The 17,064-nt window shown below is 60.2% G+C and carries 15 protein-coding genes and 2 pseudogenes; 13 read left to right on the forward strand and 4 right to left on the reverse strand.

Translation table 11 applies throughout. The annotated features are described in order from the left end of the window. Positions 1–256 precede the first annotated feature (256 nt). Complete coding sequence (locus RFA01S_RS23545) at positions 257–880, reverse strand: PadR family transcriptional regulator (RefSeq protein ID WP_052060902.1); 624 nt, start codon at positions 878–880, stop codon at positions 257–259. 119 nt (positions 881–999) lie between these two features. Between RFA01S_RS23545 and RFA01S_RS23550 the strand changes: the two genes are divergently transcribed. From RFA01S_RS23550 to RFA01S_RS23560, 3 genes are read left to right on the forward strand one after another with little or no spacing between them, the layout of a single operon-like run. Then, positions 1,000–2,121, forward strand: coding sequence for an aromatic ring-hydroxylating dioxygenase subunit alpha (locus tag RFA01S_RS23550; protein ID WP_032388709.1), 1,122 nt, complete (start codon positions 1,000–1,002; stop codon positions 2,119–2,121). 1 nt (position 2,122) lies between these two features. After that, the gene (locus RFA01S_RS23555) at positions 2,123–3,091 is read left to right on the forward strand and encodes a PDR/VanB family oxidoreductase (RefSeq protein WP_032388710.1); all 969 of its coding nucleotides are present in this window, start codon (positions 2,123–2,125) and stop codon (positions 3,089–3,091) included. Then, positions 3,088–3,579 carry an HtaA domain-containing protein gene (locus RFA01S_RS23560; protein WP_032388711.1) on the forward strand — a complete coding sequence of 164 codons (492 nt, stop codon included), beginning with the start codon at positions 3,088–3,090 and terminating at the stop codon, positions 3,577–3,579. The genes RFA01S_RS23555 and RFA01S_RS23560 overlap by 4 nt, the downstream gene beginning before the upstream one ends. Here the strand turns inward: RFA01S_RS23560 and RFA01S_RS23565 are convergent. Further along, the gene (locus RFA01S_RS23565) at positions 3,566–4,240 is read right to left on the reverse strand and encodes a TetR/AcrR family transcriptional regulator (RefSeq protein WP_255283981.1); all 675 of its coding nucleotides are present in this window, start codon (positions 4,238–4,240) and stop codon (positions 3,566–3,568) included. The genes RFA01S_RS23560 and RFA01S_RS23565 overlap by 14 nt on opposite strands. Positions 4,241–4,385: 145 nt before the next feature. On the opposite strand from RFA01S_RS23565, the gene RFA01S_RS23570 reads away from it, so the two are divergent. The 7 genes from RFA01S_RS23570 (at position 4,386) to RFA01S_RS23600 (ending at position 12,649) form a co-directional block, all read left to right on the forward strand. Next, positions 4,386–5,195 carry an SDR family NAD(P)-dependent oxidoreductase gene (locus RFA01S_RS23570; RefSeq protein ID WP_032388712.1) on the forward strand — a complete coding sequence of 270 codons (810 nt, stop codon included), beginning with the start codon at positions 4,386–4,388 and terminating at the stop codon, positions 5,193–5,195. Positions 5,196–5,227: 32 nt separating this feature from the next. Continuing rightward, positions 5,228–6,394: a serine hydrolase domain-containing protein gene (locus tag RFA01S_RS23575; protein WP_032388713.1), complete on the forward strand. Its 1,167-nt coding sequence runs from the start codon at positions 5,228–5,230 to the stop codon at positions 6,392–6,394. Between the two features lie 12 nt (positions 6,395–6,406). Then, positions 6,407–7,678 (forward strand): cytochrome P450, encoded by a 1,272-nt coding sequence (locus RFA01S_RS23580; protein ID WP_032388714.1) that lies wholly within the window; start codon positions 6,407–6,409, stop codon positions 7,676–7,678. Between the two features lie 21 nt (positions 7,679–7,699). Further along, positions 7,700–8,686 (forward strand): PDR/VanB family oxidoreductase, encoded by a 987-nt coding sequence (locus RFA01S_RS23585; RefSeq protein ID WP_052060905.1) that lies wholly within the window; start codon positions 7,700–7,702, stop codon positions 8,684–8,686. A 38-nt stretch (positions 8,687–8,724) separates the two neighbouring features. Then, positions 8,725–9,942: a formaldehyde dehydrogenase, glutathione-independent gene (gene fdhA, locus RFA01S_RS23590; protein ID WP_032388715.1), complete on the forward strand. Its 1,218-nt coding sequence runs from the start codon at positions 8,725–8,727 to the stop codon at positions 9,940–9,942. 439 nt (positions 9,943–10,381) lie between these two features. Then, a complete protein-coding gene (locus RFA01S_RS23595; RefSeq protein WP_230597336.1) occupies positions 10,382–11,137 on the forward strand; it encodes an SMP-30/gluconolactonase/LRE family protein in 756 nt (251 codons plus the stop codon). Between the two features lie 333 nt (positions 11,138–11,470). Then, positions 11,471–12,649 carry an acetyl-CoA C-acyltransferase gene (locus RFA01S_RS23600; RefSeq protein WP_032388762.1) on the forward strand — a complete coding sequence of 393 codons (1,179 nt, stop codon included), beginning with the start codon at positions 11,471–11,473 and terminating at the stop codon, positions 12,647–12,649. Positions 12,650–13,075: 426 nt separating this feature from the next. Here RFA01S_RS23600 and RFA01S_RS28585 read toward each other — a convergent pair. Both RFA01S_RS28585 and RFA01S_RS28680 read right to left on the reverse strand, forming a co-directional pair. Then, positions 13,076–13,183: pseudogene (locus RFA01S_RS28585) on the reverse strand (NAD-glutamate dehydrogenase domain-containing protein); the annotation flags it as partial. A gap of 58 nt (positions 13,184–13,241) precedes the next feature. Next, a pseudogene (locus RFA01S_RS28680) lies at positions 13,242–13,484 on the reverse strand (ParB family protein); the annotation flags it as partial. Positions 13,485–14,189: 705 nt separating this feature from the next. On the opposite strand from RFA01S_RS28680, the gene RFA01S_RS23610 reads away from it, so the two are divergent. From RFA01S_RS23610 to RFA01S_RS23620, 3 genes are read left to right on the forward strand one after another with little or no spacing between them, the layout of a single operon-like run. Beyond that, a complete protein-coding gene (locus RFA01S_RS23610; protein WP_032388718.1) occupies positions 14,190–15,389 on the forward strand; it encodes a cytochrome P450 in 1,200 nt (399 codons plus the stop codon). Continuing rightward, on the forward strand, positions 15,386–15,580 hold the full coding sequence (locus tag RFA01S_RS23615; protein WP_032388719.1) for a ferredoxin: 195 nt from the start codon (positions 15,386–15,388) through the stop codon (positions 15,578–15,580). Before RFA01S_RS23610 ends, RFA01S_RS23615 begins: the two co-directional genes overlap by 4 nt. Then, positions 15,577–16,743 carry an NAD(P)/FAD-dependent oxidoreductase gene (locus tag RFA01S_RS23620; protein WP_218017708.1) on the forward strand — a complete coding sequence of 389 codons (1,167 nt, stop codon included), beginning with the start codon at positions 15,577–15,579 and terminating at the stop codon, positions 16,741–16,743. The genes RFA01S_RS23615 and RFA01S_RS23620 overlap by 4 nt, the downstream gene beginning before the upstream one ends. Positions 16,744–17,064: the final 321 nt, after the last annotated feature.

Consider the following 17,064-nt stretch of genomic DNA (forward strand, 5'->3'; position numbering starts at 1 on the left):
GAGGACGGCGGCGCACCCGGCACCACGAGGTAAGCAGACACGCTGAGTTCGCAATGTCGAGCCGTGCGGACACCGGCAGTCGGGCATCGATAGCGTCGAATAACGCTGCATGAGTGAGCTGTTGGACCGGTAAAGGCGAATTCGGCCGTGAAGGCAGAACCGAAGGTATCGAAGAGTATCTCGACGCCAAATACATTGCCTTACAATAGGTCGACCGCCTCGGGCGGGAATTATCGACCCTTTCGCTCGCGGGGGATCAACCCAGTGCCGGTTGGAAAGAGTTGTCGTCCAGGGGCGTTACAGGATTGAGCTGGTCGACCAGCTCGAGTCCGGCAATCGCCCAATCGATCTCGGACTTACCACGTGCAATCATCCCCGAATAGCTGTACGCCTTGTAGGCAATAATTTTCTCGTGCTCCGACTCGGGGCGAGCCTCGAGCCGACGCCGAATCGCGGGATCGGTCCGAGAACGTATCCCATCTCGGACGGCGGTAAGCAGAGCGACCTGCTCGGTGTAATACGAGATGTGCGTACGCAGGATCGATCGCGCCGCGTCGGGGTCCGCCCATTCCAGATACGCAGCCTGCATGTGGTGCGCGTCCCGTTCCGGCGCGTGGTCGAGGGGCGTGCGCATCCAGCGCCGGAAATCCTGTACCCCGGATGCGGTGATGTGGTACCGCGTCTTGGTGCTACGCGGGCCCCAGCGTACCTGCTCACCTTCGATCAGCCCGTCCGTCTGCATACGTCGTAGTTCCGGATAGATCTGCGAATCCGGCGCGTGCCAGACGTGTCCGACGGAGCCGCCGAACCTCTTCGCTGCGTCATAACCGGTCACAGGGCCCGCGGTGAGCAGGGCCAGTAATGCGTAACGAAGACTCATGTTTCCCCGATCGTCCGGCGGCCTCTTGCGAAACACTATATCCATAGATAGTGTGTGCGTCACATCACCCAATGACTATCTTGATAGTTATTTTGACCGCAACACGACGAGGACTTTCGATGACCGATCTCGGACCTGGCGGGGCGACCGCCAAGAACATGGCCTACCCCCTCAATGCCTGGTACGTCGCTGCCTGGGACTACGAATTGACCCCCACGGGGTTGATCTCACGCACGATCGCAGGAAAGCCCATGGCTCTCTATCGCACAGCGGAGGGGAGGCCGGTCGCGTTGGCCGATGCGTGCTGGCATCGGCTCGCCCCACTCTCGAAAGGGACACGCGTCGGAACCGACGAAATCCAGTGCCCCTATCACGGACTGCGGTACAACTCCGCCGGACGTTGCACGAGCATGCCCGCTCAAGACACCATCAATCCCTCCGCGATGGTCTCGTCGTTTCCGGTCGAACAGCGCTACCGCTACATCTGGGTCTGGCCGGGGGACCCCACTCTTGCCGATCCGGGTCTGATTCCCGACATGTTCCAGATGGACTCGGCAGACTGGGCCGGAGATGGACGCACCATCGACGTGAGCGCCAACTGGCAACTGGTGCTGGACAACCTCATGGACCTCACCCACGAAGAGTTCGTCCATTCGTCCACGATCGGCCAAGACGAACTCAGCGAATCCGACTTCGAGGTCACCCACGACGAACGAACGGTCACCGTCACACGTTGGATGCACAACATCGACGCTCCACCGTTCTGGCTCAAGAACATGCGTGACAAGTTCCCGGGCTTTGTCGGCAAGGTCGACCGCTGGCAGATCATCGAGTTCCAAGCTCCAGGGACGATCCGCATCGACGTCGGTGTCGCAAAGGCCGGCACCGGAGCGCCCGAAGGAGATCGAAGCCAGGGAGTGAACGGCTTCGTGATGAACACGATCACACCCGTCAGCGAGAAGACGGCCATATATTTCTGGGCATTCATGCGCAATTACCGTCTCGAGAGCCAGACGATCACCACACAGCTTCGAGACGGCGTCCACGGGGTCTTTGGGGAGGACGAGGCAATGCTGACCGCACAGCAGATTGCCATCGAGGCCAACCCCGATCACGAGTTCTACAACCTGAACATCGACGCCGGCGGAATGTGGGTTCGCCGGATCATCCAGCGAATGATCGAAACCGAACGTGCACACACCGCCAATCTCGATGCGTTTGCTGCCGGGGCGGTGAAATAATATGACCGACAACAAGATCACCTGGCATCGCGGCACAATACTGTCCGTCGAGCCCGCTGCCGAACGCATCGCGAAGATCGTCATCGGAACCGAACAGGCGCACCGCGTCACACCTGGCTCTCACGTCGACGTCGAGATCGACACCGGAGAGGTCCGCTCCTATTCGATCGTATCGGGAGCAAATGACGGTAAGAGCGTGACGTTGGGAGTGCACTTGTCTCCTACCTCACGCGGGGGGTCACGGTTCATGCACACCCTCGTGCCCGGCGACGAACTGTCCGTGACCGCACCTCTGCAGAACTTCCCCCTCCGCATCGGCGCCTCGCGGTACGTGCTGCTCGCCGGCGGAATCGGCATCACCGCTATGGCCGCAATGGCCGCAGCCCTCCGCCGGGTCGGCGCGGACTACCGGTTCCACTACGTCGGTCGCAGCCGCGCAGCTATGGCGTTCCTCCCTGAACTTGCTGCAGCACACGGAAATAGACTCGTTCTGCATGTCGATGACGAAGGAACCGGACTCGCCGTCTCGGCCGTGGTAGCCGATATCGATCATGCGGTGGAGCTGTACATGTGCGGGCCGATCCGGCTGATGGACGCAGTGCGGCGAACATGGCTCGACCGGGACCTACCGCTACCGAACCTGCGATACGAGACGTTCGGCAACAGCGGCTGGTTCGAGGCACAAGAGTTCACAGTGTCGATACCGCGACTCGGTATCGAAACCACGGTCGGCACAAGCGATTCGCTGCTCGACGCGCTCGAACGCGCCGGAGCCGACATGATGTTCGACTGCAGAAAAGGCGAGTGCGGATTGTGCCAGGTCGACATTCTCGACGTCCAGGGCGCAGTGGACCATCGCGACGTCTTCTTCAGTGAAGACCAGAAGAGCACCTGCCGCAAGCTGTGCTCCTGCGTATCGCGCGTCGCAGGAGCAGGTGGCCCGGCCGTCCTGACCCTCAACATTCCATGAGTCCGAACCCGCATGATCTACCTCTACCCCAGGTCGGATTGACCTGGGGAATCCGGCGAAGCTTCATTCGCTACATCTCAGGCCTCCCGGACGGGGCGCACGCAACATTCGACGGTGCTTACCTCGGAGACGGTAGCTATTTCACCTTCCCCGGTGCCGATCGCACAGCCGATCGGCACAGTGAACTCGCATTCCGCGGCATCGTGCGCATCGCAGGGCACGGGGGAATGCTCGATGTCCTGATTGCTGATCCTCGTATCGAACGCAACTCTGGTGATCCAGTCCTGACGATTGTCGATCCGGCGCGCTGGCCCAAGCGAAACCACCGTCTCGTGCTGGCTCGACTGACTCCTATGGATGATGCTGCTTCTACCAGCGGCAGCTCATCCGAGCGGCGATGGTCAGCGGTTCTCACCGAATCGGGATCGGCTGTTTTCGGTGGAAACTACCCCAGTGGAACGGATTTGGATCCCGTCATTGTGCGCTGAACAGAACCCCGGCCGAACGGGAGGGCCGCGCTAGCGTGACGCCGGCGAGAACCGCCGTCCATTGCGCGGCCAGAGCGTCAATGGTGTCGGATTCATCGGCTCCGCAGTTGCGGACATACGTAAAATACAGCGTCCGCTCAAAGCCCATCATCATGGTCAGAACAGCCATTTTCGCCACGCTTCGCCCGTGAGAGCCATCGCTGTGGCGATCGAGAAACCGAAACATCGCATCCGCTGCATCTGACAATGTCCGGTACCACTGATCGGACACGAGGGGTTCGACCGCCAGGGCGTGCTCGAGAGTTTCGAGTTGATGGCGGCGTTCGATCCACAATCGAGAGTTGGTCTCGACCCAACGACGAACGCCGACAACATCGGATGGATCGAGCCGGTCGAGCTCGGCGTAGCTGGCGACTACAGCAGGGCTGAGCTGTTCGAGCATCGCAGCGACCAGCTCTGCCTTCGCACTGAAATGCAGGTAGATGTTGGCACGGCTGATTCCGGCCGCTTTGGCGATCGACTCCATGGTGATCTTGTCGTAACCGAACTCGGAAAACAGGGGAATCGCACGCTCGATGATCCGTGCGCGCGTCGCCTCTTTCTTGCCCGCTTTGGGTGCGGGCGGCGGTGCAGCGGATCTCTCGTTCTCGGCAGTCCTCACGGCGTTCATAGTATCGCCCCTGCCTACGGAGCGGTCAGCGGGAAATGCCAAGAATAAAAAACTAGACATGAGTCTAGTTTTTGATATAGTTGTGGCCTACGCCACTACATCGGCCTTTCAAACCCAACACCGAGGAGTCCACTCGATGAAACTTGCAGGAAAAGTCGCTTTCATTACCGGAGCAGGGTCCGGCATCGGCGCAGCAACCGCCCGGCTGTTCGCGGAGAACGGCGCAACAGTCATCGGCGCCGACATCTCGGAAGGGAACGTCAAGGAAGTCCTGGCGGGCATCGACAACGGTGAAAGCATCGCGCTGGACGTCTCGGACAGTGCAGCGGTCCGCGAGGCATTCGCCCACGTCGAAAGCCGTTATGGCGCACTGCATGTGCTGGTGAATGCTGCCGGCATCAACGCACCGACGCGCGAGGAGAACCAACGGCTGGTCGATATCAACGTAGAAGCCTTCGCGGCAGGCAAACGCGGCGAGGCATACCATCCGGACTTCCTCTCCGGCGTCACCGACGAGCATTTCGACCGGGTCCTGGCGGTCAACCTAAAAGGCCCGTTCTACACCATCCGCGAGGCAGCGCCACTGCTCAGACGCTCCGGCGGCGGCTCGATCGTCAACATCTCCAGCGTGTCGGCGTTGGTCGGTACGCCCATGCCTCTCTATTACCCCGCATCGAAGGCCGGGGTACTAGGCATGACACGCGCTGCCGCAGGTGAATTGGCTCCGTACGACATCCGAGTCAACGCCGTATGCCCCGGGGCCGTCGACACACCGCTCCTACGCGCACAGCCCGACGAGATCGTCGACTCCATCGCCGGAATTCAATTGATCTCTCACTTGGCCACACCCGAAGACTTGGCGGCCACCATGCTGTTCCTCGCTTGCGACGACAGCAAGTTCTACACAGGACAGACGTTGTCGCCCTCCGGCGGCCTCTACATGTAAGTCAGGCCGACCCCGAGACATAAGGACTATTCATGAGCACCACTCCAGCTTCACTCGATCAGGCTGCCCTCGACCGGCTTCGCCGTTCCATCACGAACGACATCGAAGCAGGAAACTACGACGGCGCTGTCATCGCGGTCGCGCGAGACGGCGAGATCGGACTCCATGAGGCTATCGGCTTCGCCGATCGCAGCTCGGGCCGCACATCCAGCCTCGACGACGTCTTCTGGATCTTCTCGATGACCAAGGCATTCACCAACATTCTGGTGCTTCAGGCCATCGACCGCGGCCAGTTGGATCTGACCACGCGCGTCGTCGATGTCATCCCCGAATTTGTCGGTCGCGATCCTTTTCGCGCTGCGAAGAAAGATCGTGTCAACATCGGCCATTTGCTCACCCACCGTGCGGGACTCGTCGTCACACCCACACCGTTGCCGTACTCAGAACTCGGCAACCTCGAGGCGACCATCGATGCCATCTGCCAACTCGACGTCGTCGGCGAACCCGGCGGTACGTTCAACTACTCACCGACTCTCAATCACGCTCTCCTCGGCGAGGTAGTGAGGCGAGTCACCGGCTACAGCAGTTACTCCGAATTGCTCACCAAAGAGCTTTTCGAACCGCTGAAGATGCACAGCACCGCGCTGGGAGCGCCCAAAGCCTGGACCGACCGGATGGTGCCTATCAAGGCATACTTTCCACCCGGTGGCTGGCTGAAGTCGTCCGACATCGAAATCATGCAGGACATTGTCGTCGAAGGCGCTGAAATGCCCTGGGTCGGTGCAGTTTCCACCGCAGGTGACGTACTCCGATTCGCTGAGATGATTCGGCGCGGAGGTGAACTCGACGGCGTCCGCATCCTCTCCCCCGGAATCCTCGATCTCGCGACCACCCTGCAGACCGGAACCGCTCCGAACGACTTGTACGCAATGCTGTGTCAAGCCCGCGGCTGGGACGTGCCTCCGGGGAACTTCGGACTCGGTTTCGCGCTGCGCGGCGAAGGCGTCTACCCCACGTTCTTCGGTGCCGCAGCCAGCCCGCGGACCCACGGAAACTACGGCGCCGGATCGACCCTGTTCTGGGTCGATCCGGAACGAAATCTCACCTTCGTCTGTCTGACCGCTGGAGTCATGGAGGAAGGCGACAACCTCGCACGCTTCCAGCGGTTGTCCACCATGGCCACGGCCACCGCCCTCTGAATTGGATCCACGATGACCGACACATTCGCAGCACGCCCCCCGGTACCGCCGGAGTTCGACCCACTGAGCCCGGCTGCACTGCTCGACCCCGCGTCGATGTTCGAGCGGACACGAACCGAGGAACCCATTTTTTGGCACGACCTACTCGGCACCTGGGTCGTCACCGGACGCGACGATGTGGAGAAGGTCCTGATGGACTGGAAGGCATTCTCGTGCAAAGGGAACGGAGGCAATATTCCCGTACCCGAGGAGTTCACCTCGTCCATTACTTCGCATTTGATGTCTCATATCTCCATCAGCATGGACCCACCTATCCATACCGAGATGCGGCGAATCGCACAGCGCGGATTTCTCAAGCCCGTGATCGACGCACTCGAACCCGAAATCGTCGACCGAGCCCATCGCATCATCGATAGCTTCGCCGACCGTGGAACCGCCGAGCTGATGGAGGAGTACTGCCTTGAGCTCACCACCCAGACCCTGATGGCCCTGATGAAACTGCCCCCAGAACTCGAACCGATGATGCGTCAGCTGCGTGACGACCATTTCGCGGTACTAGCAAGTGGGCGTGAGCCGATGGAAGAACCACGCCGAACGGAGGTGTGGACTCGGTACACCGCAGCGCAGAACAAGCTTCGGGAGATCGTGCGTGAGCGCCGAGAGAGCACCGAGACCGACCTCATATCCGTGATGGCTTCCGCGAAGAACCGAGACGGTGAACCAGCCCTCTCCGACGAACGCGTCGCCTTGCACTTGTGCGAGTTCTCGGCAGCTGGAACCGACACCACAGCGCAAGGGATGGCGAATGCGCTCATCTTCCTCTCCCACAACGAAGAACAACTCGCAGAAGTGCAAGACGATCCCGCATTGTGGCCCACCGTTTTCGAAGAAACGTTGCGCCGCCGCCCCTCGGCACCGTTCGCCTCACGCCAAGCCACCCAGGACGTCGAACTATCCGGGGTGACAATCCCTGCCGGCGACATGGTCTGGGTGGCCTTGGCCAGCGCCAACAACGACCCCGACCACTACCCCGACCCCAAACAGTGGAATATCCACCGCGACGAGCCCACAGACCACTTCGCGTTCACCAAAGGTCGTCACACCTGTCTGGGCCAGCCCTTGGGACGCACACAAGGCACCGCAGGTATCAGAGTGCTACTCGAGCGTCTGCCCAGCCTGCGAATCGCCCCGGACGCTACCCAAGACTTCCTGCCGATGATCATGCTCCCGATCCGCCGCAGTCTCACGGCGACGTGGGATCCATCCGACGGCACCGACCGCTAGCAACACCCCGAAGGACTTCACATGCACACGACGTACGCAGACTCGACGCAGTCGAGTCACTCAGAGCACACCATGGATCTCTCCTTGGCCGAGCGCACCACGGTAGCCGATTCTGTTGTGCAGCTGACACTTCGACACCCACAGAACGACGAGCTACCCGCCTGGACACCGGGCGCACACCTCGATCTTGCGGTCGCGCCGGGAATCGTGCGTCAATACTCGCTGTGCGGTGACCCCAGTGATCGATCTGCCTACACCGTTGCCGTCCTTCGAGAACCTGAAAGCCGCGGTGGTTCACTAGCAGTACACGAAAGTTTGCAGGTCGGCGACCGACTCGAAGTCGTAGGTCCGCGAAACAACTTCGAGCTTCAAGATGCCGACGAGTACCTCTTCATCGCCGGAGGAATCGGAATTACCCCGCTGATACCGATGATCGCCGCGGCCCACCAGCGCGGCAAACCGTTCGAGCTGCTCTACGGCGGCCGCACGCGGCACTCGATGGCCTACGTGGACGAGCTCGAGAGCACATACCGACAATCGGTGCATGTGCGCCCTCAAGACGAGTTCGGACACCTGGACCTGCCCTCCGTCCTGGGGTCGCACACCCCGAGCCGTGCGATCTACACCTGCGGCCCCGCTCCGTTACTGGACGCCATCGAAACCTACTGCCAGTCTTGGCCTTCGGGATCGGTCAACATGGAACGGTTCCGTGGAACAGCGTTCACACCGGACCCGGCGGGCACCAGCTTCGAGATCGAGCTGGCCCAGTCGGGCATGACACTGACCGTTCCTCCAGACCGCTCCGTACTCGACGTCGTCGAGGAAGCCGGCATCAGCGTGTTGTCATCGTGCCGGGAAGGAACCTGCGGAAGCTGCGAAACCCCGATACTCGAAGGCCAAGCAGAGCACAGGGATTCACTGTTGACACAGGACGAGAGAGACGCACAGGAGTCCATGTTCATCTGCGTCTCGCGGCCGTGCTCACGGCGACTCGTGCTCGACCTCTAGTTCGTACAACGCACACACAACACAAGGAGTTTCGCTAGATGAGCACGAACCGCGCAGTCACCTATGTCGGCAACGGAAAGGTAGAGGTACGACAGATCGATTTCCCGAAACTCGAACTCCACGACGGCCCCGGGGTCAACCCCGGCAATATCGGCCGTAAGTGTGAGCACGGAGTCATCCTCAAGGTGGTGGCCACCAACATCTGCGGAAGCGACCAACACATGGTACGAGGCCGCACCACCGCACCCGAAGGGCTTGTCCTCGGCCACGAAATCACCGGTGAAGTCATCGAAGTGGGCCGCGATGTCGAGTTCATCAAGGTCGGCGACCTGTGCTCGGTACCGTTCAACATCGCGTGCGGTCGGTGCCGCAACTGCAAAGAACGAAAAACCGGCATCTGCCTCAACGTCAATCCCGATCGCCCGGGATCTGCATTCGGCTACGTCGACATGGGTGGATGGGTAGGAGGACAAGCGGAGTATGTGATGGCGCCCTACGCCGACTTCAATCTGCTGAAGTTTCCGGATAAAGACCAGGCACTCGAGAAGATCTTGGATCTGACCATGCTGTCGGACATCTTCCCCACCGGATATCACGGTGCCGTCACCGCTGGGGTGCGGGCCGGATCAACGGTGTACGTAGCAGGAGCCGGCCCCGTAGGGCTGGCCGCGGCCGTGAGCGCGCAACTGCTCGGCGCATCGGCTGTCATCGTGGGAGACCTCAACCAGGACCGCCTGTCCCAGGCCCGAAGCTTCGGCTGCGAAACCGTAGATGTGAGCGAAGGATCACCGCAGCATCAGATCGAACAAATCCTGGGCGTACCTGAGGTCGACGCAGCCATCGACGCCGTAGGCTTCGAAGCACGCGGACACGGCGGAGAAGTAGGTACCGAAAAACCTGCTGCAGTCTTGAACTCGCTAATGGACATCACTACTGCTGGCGGCGGTATCGGTATCCCCGGGCTGTACGTCACAGGCGACCCCGGAGCTACAGACGATGCAGCCAAGCATGGATCACTGTCCCTGAGTCTCGGAACAGGGTGGGCGAAATCCTTGTCGTTCGCAACTGGGCAGTGTCCGGTGATGAGTTACCACCGCGAACTCATGAACGCGATCCTTCGAGACCGAGTACACATCGCACGCGCAGTCAATGCATCGGTGATTTCTCTGGACGAGGCACCCCAAGGCTATGCCGAATTCGACAGTGGAGTCGCCCAGAAGTTCGTGATCGACCCCAACAATCTGATCGCAGGTTGACGGAGGCTCTGCACCATCGATGCGACCGACGTGGTGCACCTCGAATCCCGCCAGCGACCGAAATCGAGAGTAACCAATGCGTTCAAGCACAATAATGATCTTCGCAGCGTGTACTTCGTTGTTCATCGGATGCAGTTCCTCACCCGAGAACATCGCGACGAACAACGAAGAAACCGTGGAAACCACAGCCGCCATCGTAAAATCGGATGCAATCACGGAAACGTTGGTAGGCGGAATCTCGAAACCTGAAGACCTGGTGACAATCCCAGAAACATCCTGGGTGTTGGTCAGCAGCATGTCCTCGGAGAAACTGGGGATGACGGGGGGCCTTTTCGCCGTGGACTCGACCGTCGGCAAACAGGTGCCTCTGTGGCCCTCGACCTCGGTCGAGAGTCGATGGGACCGTGCTGCATATCCGAGCTGTCCCGGCGAACCCGACATGGCGACCGCAGAACCCCACGGCATCAACGTCGAACCGGGTGCAGGGACGGACCCGGACACCCTGTACGCGATCAATCACGGTCGGCACTCGGTAGAAGTGTTCGATCTGGATGCCAGCGGCGAATCGATCGATGCCACCTGGGTCGGGTGCATCCCAATCCCGGACGACGTCTCTGCGAACGGGGTGGCACCGTTACCTGATGGCGGTGGGATTGTGGTTTCCAGCATGTTCAATCCTTCCGAGGCAGGAAATCCGTTCCAGCGCATGTTCACTGGTGTCGATACCGGGCGGATCATGAAATGGACTCGTGGCGGAACCTGGGAAGCCATTCCGAACTCTGAGCTCGGTGGTGCAAACGGGGTCGTGGTGAGCGAAGATGGCCGATACGTGATGGCCGCCGGATGGACTCAGCGGAAGGTCGTGAAGATTCCGTTGAACGGCAACGCAGACCGGGTGACCCTGGAGCTGCCGTTCCTGCCGGACAACCTCCGATGGACCGATCGAGGAACGGTTTTGGTGACCGGACACGACGTCACCATCGACGACGTGACGACGTGCAACGGCGGCGAAGGCACCGATTGCCCCACCGGCTACCACGTGTTCGAGATAAATCCGACAACCATGACGGCTGCCCACGTCATAGACGGATCAGAGTCCGATGTCAGCCTAGCGACGACGGCGGTGCAGGTCGGATCCGAGATCTGGGTCGGATCGATCACCGGGGACAACATTTACCGAGTCGACTTCAACTAGACCAGACCTCGGTTGCAGTCCGAGCGCAATGAGATGCGTGGCAGGGCCACCCCTTCGCCGAGGACACGGCACTGGACAAGAAGTGCACACGGACCGATCGGGTCATCACGGGCATTTATGACGGGTCCGCAGTGTTCGGTCGACACCATCGTGAGTGTGCGACACAGCTTCGGTGGGGCCGACTGTGTGAGCACGGAGCTGTGGAGATTCTGATTCATTAGGTCGTCCGACTATAGTTAGTCAAACCATTGCTACCCGCAGTTGGTACCGCTGGGTCATCACCCCTGTTTAACGGCCCGGATCACGTCCCCACCAACAGGAAGGATTGGCATGATGACTCGAACAGTTCTGGTGGCAGGTTCTCGCACTCCGATTGGTAAACTCGGAGGCGCATTAGCCTCCCTCAGCGCGGAACAGCTAGGGGCGCACGCGATTCAGCATGCACTCTCCCGTGCAGGGATAGCTGCGTCGACAGTCGACATGGTCATAATGGGCAATGTTGTCCAGGCGGGCGTAGGCCCGAACCCTGCACGCCAGGCAGCGGTCGGGGCGCAGATTCCACTGACGACGCCCGCCGTCACTGTCAACAATCTATGCCTGTCAGGCCTTCAGGCTGTGATCGACGGTGATCGACTCATCAAAAGTGGAGAGGCGGACATCGTCGTCGCCGGAGGCATGGAGTCGATGACCAATGCTCCTCATCTCGTACGGGGTGCGCGAGCTGGATTGCGCTATGGAAGTTCCCGTCTCGAGGACGCATTGGACGCGGACGCTTTGAGGTGCGCGTTCGATCACGTATCGATGGGTGAGTCGACCGATCGCTACGCGCGAGCCGAGGTCATCGGCCGCGCAGAACAGGACGATTTTGCAGCGCGATCGCACCGGCGAGCGGCCGAAGCGACAAGCGACGGCACTTTCGCAAACGAGATCGCACCCATCGACGTCCTCACCAGGCGGGAAACGGTCACCATAACGGACGACGAGGGTATCCGCGCCAACGCGACGCCCGCTGCACTGAGCGCCTTGCGACCCGCTTTCGCTGTAGACGGGACCATCACTGCGGGCTCGGCTTCGCAGCTGTCGGACGGAGCTGCAGCGCTGGTGCTGATGAGTGAATCCAAAGCAACTGCACTTGGCCTGCAGTGGCTGGCTGAAATCGGTCCATCTTCCTTCGTGGCCGGACCCGACACCTCACTGCTGCATCAGCCATCTCGAGCGATTATTGCGGCGGTGAACAAGGTGCCTGGCATGAAGGTCAGCGATCTGAGCATTATCGAGATCAACGAAGCTTTCGCGGCAGTGGCGGTGGCTTCGATGCTCGATCTCGGATTATCAGCCGAGCAGGTCAACGTGCACGGCGGAGCAATAGCTCTCGGTCACCCTGTCGGAATGTCAGGTGCACGACTTGTCCTCAGCCTCGCCTTGTCGATGGCTCGACGGGGAGACTCAGTCGGCGCGGCCGCCTTGTGTGGTGGAGGCGGGCAAGGGAACGCAGTCGTGCTGCGTAGATGACCAGTACCAGGCGGCCGTCCGAAGCGGTGCCGATGCCAAGGGATGGCCTCACCTCGCCCCGCGTAAACCCCTGTAGTCGAAACCGGCGGGGCGTGCATGAGTTTCAGGACACCCGTGATGCGTGCTTGACGTCGGTGCCTGGTTCGATCCTATTGTGATGCAGCGTAAATCGGCAATGACCCATTCCTAGAAGACACGCAATGCTGACGACCACCATCACCCCGATCGGTGCGATTTCGGCCGCGCACCAGATGGTGACTCTGTACACCTGAACCGAAGGAAAGATGCCGGACTCGTCATATAGGCAACCACATCTCCCTCCGTTTCGGGCGCAAGGCCGATCAGCACCGTACCGACGAGCAAACGGCAGTAGCGGTAGACGGTGTCCGTCGGACGACTCCGACTGCGCACAGTGCGAAAACGGCAGTTATCGAGGGCGTCGGTGTTGATGCGTCCGCCGGTGCGGGCGAATTCGATGCGTCCGCGTTGGGCCAGACCGAGGTTGCCGCCTTCGCCGACGACACGCACACGCAGTTAGTTGCCGTTGATGAGCAGGGAGTGAATGACTTTCCGCTGTACCACTCCCCTTTTTGTGTGAACGTTCACGCGCTTCGGCCTCGCGGAGTAAGGCTTTCTCGATGAACTGTGACCATGATCGGTCGTCTTCGAGATGCGCTGTGGCTTTGTGGACACCGCGTGCGAGCGGAGTTAAAACCTGAGGTATGAGAGTCCGGCAACGGCGCGGCGGGTTAGCTCTTGGTGATGTCTTTGCGCGAGTGGGCGGCGTTTCGATGCCCCATGCACCCGTCAGTATTCCGACCCAAAAAAAGTACACCAACTATTCGATCCATCTGAAGCGCATCCCGCAGTGATTCGCGGAATCGTTGCCGTGGACGCAAGCCGACGCAACCTGTAGTCGCTGATCTTCCGAACGTTCGGCGCGTTACGTAACACAGCAACTTCGTCGTGTGACGGCACGCGAACAACTCAGGCCAATACCGAGATGGCGTAGACAAATCACTTGAATAGATCACCAGATCAAACGCACAGGCAGGCAGATGACCACGGCTACGACACGCGAAACCTGCCGGCTTGACTCAACGCAACCGGCGATCCGCCACTCCGCCGCACAACAACAGCCAGGTTTGTCAGAACAAGCAGCCCATTCCGTACACCCTTGACGTTTCTGCTGTGATGCGCAACACTCATAACACCACAACGGTACGGGTCTTTTATGCCAGATAAGCCGAGCCTGCAGGACGCCGAAGGGAAGTCGGATTCGCCTGATGCAAGGACGTCGTCACTGTCAGCGAACTTCGGTCCTCGCTCGTCCGCGGTCGTCGCAGCAGAGACCCGGCGGCGGCACTACAGAACTCTGCTCCCCGAGAGACGTAGGAGGGGTCGACCCAGATCCACAATCCAGATGTTGTTGCAGACTTTCCGCCCCACTCCAGCCACATCGCTCGCAAGCCGCACCGGTAGGCGTGGCCAGCTCGAACCCACTCGATCGAGTGACCTACATTCAAGACAGGAGTTCGTTGTGACCCAGTTACAAACCAATGTCGAATCGGATGTCGACCTTTTCAGCGCCGAGGTTGTCGACAATCCTTTTCCCGTCTACAAAGAACTCCGGGATCAGGGGGCCGCGGTGTACATGGGCGTACACGACTTCTGGCTGCTTTCCCGCTACGAGGACGTTCGCGCCGCTGATGGCGACTGGCAAAAGTTTTCCTCGGCGAGCGGAGTCGCTCTGCTGCCGCAATTCAACGCCTTGCTTGAAGGAAGCGTCCTTGCCAGCGACCCACCGGTGCACACCGCCCTGAGAGCAGTTCTCACCGATCAGCTTGCTCCTCGCGCGATCCGCAAGTTGGGCGAAAACATCCGAGCTCAAGCAAACGAACTAGTCCAATCCGTGGTCGCGGAAGGAACGTTCGACGCGGTGACTCAACTCGCGAGATGTATGCCGGTGCAGGTGGTGGCCGACCTCATCGGTTTGCCGGAGGAAGGCCGTGAGAACCTCATCCCCGGTGCCGACGCATATTTTCATGCGTTCGGGCCGATGACACCGGAGCTCGCAGAGCGAGCACCCTACATCGAGACATTCGTCAAATGGATGACCACAGTTGCCAACCGGGAGTATTTGACCCCCGGAAGCTGGGGAACGGCGATACTCGACGCGGTCGACGAGGGCCGACTCCGGCAAGAAAGTGCAATTCCCCTGATAAGTGCGTTCCTGGTGGCCGGAATGGACACCACCGTGAACGGAATCGGATCGATGCTGCACGTTTTCGCCGATCGGCCCGACGTGTGGGCTGAACTACAGAAGGACCCCACACTCGTCGGCGCGGCATTCGAGGAGGCCCTGCGTCTTGAGGCACCCGTACAGATCTTCTTCCGGAAGACCACCGTCGACGTCGACGTCGACGGCACTGTAATACCGGCAGGGAGCCGAGTCGGACTGCATTTCGGCTCCGCCAACCGCGACGAGCGACACTACCCGAACCCAGACCACTTCGATATTCATCGAAACCCACTCGATCACATGGCTTTCGGATACGGAACACACGGATGTGCCGGTCAGGGACTTGCCCGTCTTGAAGCCCGCGCGATCACCGAAGCCCTCCTGTCGCAGGTCGAGACAATCGAAATAGCAGGAACTGTCGCACGACACTACAACCCGATCATACGAGGTTGGGGCGAGCTACCCGTCGCTGTACGCGCTAGAAAGGAAGCACAGTGAAGATCGAAGTCGACCGCAACAAATGCGAGGGACACGGATTGTGCGAACAAGTGGGTCCACAGGTCTACCAACTCGACGGCGAGGGTGAATTGACGATTCTGCAGCACGATTCGGTCGATCCGGATTTGCAGGCACAGGCATTGTCGGGAGCGCGATCTTGTCCGGTAGCGGCTCTGATAGTGCATTCATGACATCGGGTGCATCCATGATGCGCAAGATCGTCGTGGTGGGTGGCTCGATAGCAGCAGTCACCGCGGCGGACTCGCTACGCACGAATGGTTACGACGGTCTCCTTTCCGTCGTGTCGGCAGAGAGCGAGCCCCCTTATTCCCGGGTTCCGTTGTCCAAGGGCGTGCTCGCGGGCTCGCAGGACCCGCAATCGGTGTGGCTCCAATCCCTGCCCGAGGACGTCGAGGTGTTGTTGAATGCACGGGCTACCGGACTCAACATACAGAGCCGGCGGGTCACACTTGCACATGGTGGTTCGCTGCGCTATGACGGTCTCGTGATTGCAACGGGGGCTGCCGCGCGACAACTCGCCGCGCCGGGACAGGCGGGAGAGTTGGTCGTTCGCGACCTTGCGGACGCACGTGCTATTGCCGCCCGCGCCAAGTCGGCATCGAACGCAGTAGTGGTTGGAGCTGGCTTCCTTGGCATGGAGGTTGCGTCAACACTTGTTTCACTGGGCTTGGACGTGACGGTGATCGATAGAGAGCCGCCCCTCGAACGCTTGCTGGGCCGATGGTTGGCGTCTTTCATCGTCGACACCGCCTCATCTACGGGCGTCCGGTTCCTAACCTCACCCTCGGGCGTGAAGCTTGTCGGCAACCCTGTCGAGGGTGTGATGCTCGGAAACGGCACATCCGTCTACGCAGACCTGATCGTCACGGCGGCGGGCGACGTGCCGGCTGTCGACTGGCTCTCCACCTCAGGTCTTCGTATTGCGGGCGGCCTAGTCATCGACGGTTGTTGCCGAGCGGCGTCCGGTGTCGTCGCCGCCGGCGACGTCACCGTACAAGAGGTTGCCCCGGGTCTACTCAAGAGAACTCCGCACTGGACGAGCGCGGTGGAACAGGCTCGAACTGCTGCCAGATTTTTACTGAATCCGACGGACACCAGGCCCTATGTCAGCGATCCATACTTCTGGACCGAGCAATTCGGACTCGACGTGAAGATCAGTGGGCATCTACCCCTGACGGGAAGCCCGCTCGTGGTGGCGGGTGATCCCGCAGACCGGACTGCACTGCTGCAGTGGTCCTCGCCCACAGGCTCCCACGCGGCTGTAGCTATTAACTATCGAATACCGGTGATTAAACTTAAGAAAATGCGTGGGCTGACACTCAGCAGGCATTAAATCAACGCCCATTGCATGGGCATCTTCATGTGTCAGCGGTCCGATTAGACGTCGTGCTGCCGCAGCACAATGCCGTATGAACTAGGAACACAACTTCGATGAAGAATGAACGGAACCGCACTGTTACTCTACATAGACCAAAATTTTTCCTGATGTAAGAGCCATCGCTACCCGTCTGTGGGAATGAAAGACGAGCCAGTGTGAATGCAGGAAACGTCGGCCGTAAATGCAACCATGGCGCGCCGAACACTCGCGCCCAAATACATTGTAGCGGCGCGCTGCCCTATCCCCCGGACAAACAACATATACCCAGCTGGATAA

It is taken from the genome of Rhodococcoides fascians NBRC 12155 = LMG 3623 (genome assembly GCF_001894785.1).
Lineage (GTDB): Bacteria > Actinomycetota > Actinomycetes > Mycobacteriales > Mycobacteriaceae > Rhodococcoides > Rhodococcoides fascians.